3 protein-coding genes and 1 pseudogene are annotated in these 3452 nt (G+C 58.4%); all 4 read right to left on the reverse strand.

The window, feature by feature from the left end; all coding sequences use genetic code 11:
• The coding region (locus AC54T3_RS17225) for a DEAD/DEAH box helicase family protein (protein ID WP_496626542.1) at positions 1–968 on the reverse strand (968 nt) is incomplete at its 3' end.
• The gene (locus tag AC54T3_RS17230) at positions 965–1969 is read right to left on the reverse strand and encodes a virulence RhuM family protein/type II toxin-antitoxin system death-on-curing family toxin (protein WP_496626543.1); all 1005 of its coding nucleotides are present in this window, start codon (positions 1967–1969) and stop codon (positions 965–967) included. The genes AC54T3_RS17225 and AC54T3_RS17230, both read right to left, overlap by 4 nt.
• Entirely contained in the window at positions 1966–3234 is a 1269-nt protein-coding gene (locus AC54T3_RS17235; RefSeq protein ID WP_496626544.1) for a restriction endonuclease subunit S, read from the reverse strand. Before AC54T3_RS17235 ends, AC54T3_RS17230 begins: the two co-directional genes overlap by 4 nt.
• Positions 3231–3398: pseudogene (locus AC54T3_RS17240) on the reverse strand (SAM-dependent DNA methyltransferase); the annotation flags it as partial. The pseudogene AC54T3_RS17240 and the gene AC54T3_RS17235, both read right to left, overlap by 4 nt.
• Positions 3399–3452: the final 54 nt, after the last annotated feature.

A 3452-nucleotide genomic window follows, 5' to 3' on the forward strand; every position in this document is an offset into this window, starting at 1 on the left:
CGCCAGTTGCTCTCATCGTTGGCGCCGCCCCGGTGGCATTCATCGATGATGATGAAATCGAAGAAATCCGCCGGAAATCGCTCATAATTGGCACCGAAGTTGGGTGCCGGATGGCCCGCCGCATCGCGCCCGGTCATGAAGGTCTGGAAGATGGTGAAGAAGACGTTCCCGTTCTTGGGCACCCGGCCCTTCTTGCGGATGATCTCCGGATCGATACGAACCAGGGCGTCCTCGGGAAAAGCGGAAAAATCGTTGAAGGCCTGATTGGCCAGGATGTTCCGATCCGCCAGGAACAGGATGCGCGGCTGCCGACCAGGCGTGCCCGTGGCGCGTGCCGTCAGACTCCAGCGGGCATGAAAGAGCTTCCAGGCAATCTGGAAGGCGATGGCGGTCTTGCCGGTGCCGGTGGCCAGGGTCAGAAGGATGCGATCTCGACCCGCCGCAACGGCCTCCAGCGCCTGGTTGATGGCGTTGTGCTGGTAATAGCGCGCCTGCCAGAACCCACCCTTGTCCTCGAAGGGGACCGCGCCGAAGCGTTCCCGCCAGGTGTCTTGAACACCACCCTCCACGCCGAAGGTCTCCACCCACAGCGCATCGGGAGAGGGCCAGGCATCCACCGGCCCCTCCGTGCCCGTGCCCATGTCCACACGGTAAATGCCGTCGCCGTTGGTGGCGTAGGCAAATCGGGTCTGCAAACGCTCGGCATACCGCTTGGCCTGGGCCAGCCCCTCGGTCACCGGCAAGCTGCGCTTCTTGGCCTCGATCACCGCAAGCTTCTGGCCGCGATAGATCAGCACATAGTCGGCGATATCCTGCCTGGCCCGTTTGCCGCCGCCCTGCAGCCGACCGAGCGTGATCACCTCACGCCGCACCCGGCTGGCCTCCATCACACCCCACCCTGCCTCCTTCAGGGCCGGGTCGATGAGTTCCGCGCGGGTTTCGGCTTCGTTGAGGCCGGCTTCCTTCACTCTCGAGCTCCAGCCAGCATGTTCATGATCAGACGGATCATGGTCTCCTTGTGGGCGGCATCCGACTCGGCCACCAGCAGGGTCAGTGCCGCGAGGCCCACGTCGTTGATCACCGGCTCACCCGCCGCATTCAGCAGGCGGCCATTACGGTGGAGGAAGTCCACGAACAAGAAGGCCGCGCTGCGCTTGTTGCCATCGGAAAACGGGTGGTTCTTGACCACGAAATACAGCAGATGCGCGGCCTTGGCCTCCACGCTGGGGTAGGCCGGCTCACCAAACACGCTCTGATCAAGATTGCCCAGCAGTGAGTCCAGACCGTCGCCCCGGTCCCGGGCGAACAGATCGGTGGCTTCGCCGCGAGCCATGAGCTCGGACTTCAGACTGTCCAGCGCGGCCCGCGCCTGCTCCAGTGTGGGCAGGCTTCCGCCCGGCTGGGCACGTGGCTCGGTCAGCAGGCCCTCGTCGTAGCGCTGCAGCAGCAGAAAGGTCTGGGCATAGCGGCTCACGATATCCACCAGGCCACGACCGCTGCCCGCGTCCAGCGCCGGGCTTTGCGCGGCCTTGCGCACCAGCGCCAGAGCCGCCTCCAGTTCCCGGGCGTTTTCCTCGAAGCGCTGGCGGCTCAGGGTCCAGCCCTGGGTGAGGTGTTCCCGCAGGACGCGGGTGGCCCACTGGCGGAACTTAACGGCACGGCCTGAGTTGACCCGGTAGCCGACTGAAATGATCGCGTCGAGGTTGTAGTGCTTGACGCGCCGCCGAACCTGCCGCTGACCTTCCTGACGAAGGACCGAGGATTCCTCGGTAGTTGCCTCCTCCACCAGCTCATCGTCAGCGTAGATATTCTTGAGGTGCAGGCCGATATTGTCCGTCGAGGTGTCAAAGACGTCAGCCATTTGCCGTTGTGAGAGCCAAACCGTCTCCTGATCCGTATCCAGCCGGACCTCGACAGACTTGTCGGCTGCGTCGTAGATGATAATCGGTGCCTGGTGTTCCTGGGTCATGTAACTGGCTCCTCCTTGAGAGCATCGGTGAGGCTTATCGGGTCTGCTGTCAGCTCGCCCGAAAAGGCCTTTTGTAGCATGGATTGTTTGAGTTCGGAAAGCGCATGAAGCTTACTGCGATATATGGACTGAACTTCTCGACATTGAACCAAAAGCTCAGATACCTGATCAACCATTTTTCTTTGTTCCGCTAGCTTTGGCACGGACACTCTCAGATTCGAAAGCGCTGCATTACTAAGGTTTAGCATGGTTGCCCCGGAGGATAGCCGCTCAAGCTCCAAACGATATCGAGCCGATCTTAGCATGTAAGCCAAAAAATCCGAGTACATCGTATTTTCTGGCCTCACAAAAAAACAGCCTGTCCCGCAAACCCAACCGCTTTGTTCTTTAGTGACAACAGCACAACGGCCAATCTCACCTCGCCGAGCAATAACAATGTCCCCGGCCTGAAGGACATAAGATTGGAGCCTTTCTCTAGTCTCCAAACTGATCATCTTTCTTACGTCTGGCCGTATTTTACCGTCAACCATGTTTATGGGATTCACGAGAGGAACGCCAACGGACACATAGTCCGACTTATGTAACATCGAACCAAACGGTCCAGTCGATACACATTTTGAGAATTCTTTCAGAGGCCCCTCAATCCATCCCTCGTCGCGTCGGCTGAACACTGCGTTCAAATAACTCTCAAACAACTCCCGGGCATTGGCAAGGTTCTTTTCGGTGTTGGCGACCGCGGTGGCGATTCCCGCGAAGGCTTCATCGAGGATGGCGACGATGCGCTTTTGTTCGGGGAGGGGTGGAACTGGCATTCCGATCTTCTGGATGAAATCATTGGGGACTCGCTTGTGGCCAACGGCACCAGACATCACGCTAGCGCCCGCATCCCGGAAACTATCCTGCGATAGAAAATAGAACAAGAACTCTGCGTCGAGAGACTTATCTGGCCGAAGGACAAAGAATTCGCTGGACCCAAACCCGATCCCGTTCGTTAAGCCTTTCGCAATACCGAGCTTGCCGTTTTCAAAGCACGGCGTAATTTTGGCCAAGAGCACGTCGCCGTCGGCAAAGTACGTATAACTGCCAACTACCGCTTCAAAAGATTTTCCCCCTGTGGGTTTCAACCACTTCTCCCGGATTCCGAGATCATTCATTGGAACGAAGGAAACCAGATCATCATTGGAAAGCCGCTGTCGGGCCTCACTTTTTGGGGGTTTGATTTGACAACATTCACTCAACGGCCTAGTTACCCACCCCTCCCTCATAACATCCCCCGAATCCCTTCCAGGATCTCCTCGCTCTCCCTGTCCAACGTCTCGATCTCGTTGATGATTACCTCGGGATCGCGCAGCGGCGCGGCTTCCGCCTTGTTGGGGTTCTTCACCGACAGATCCACGCTGTCCGGGTCGATGTCCTTCACGTCCACCGTCCCCCCCTGTCAGGATAGAAGTCGTCTGGTTTGATAGAGTATTTAAAACACCCT

The organism is Halochromatium sp. NSM3, from assembly GCF_059621085.1.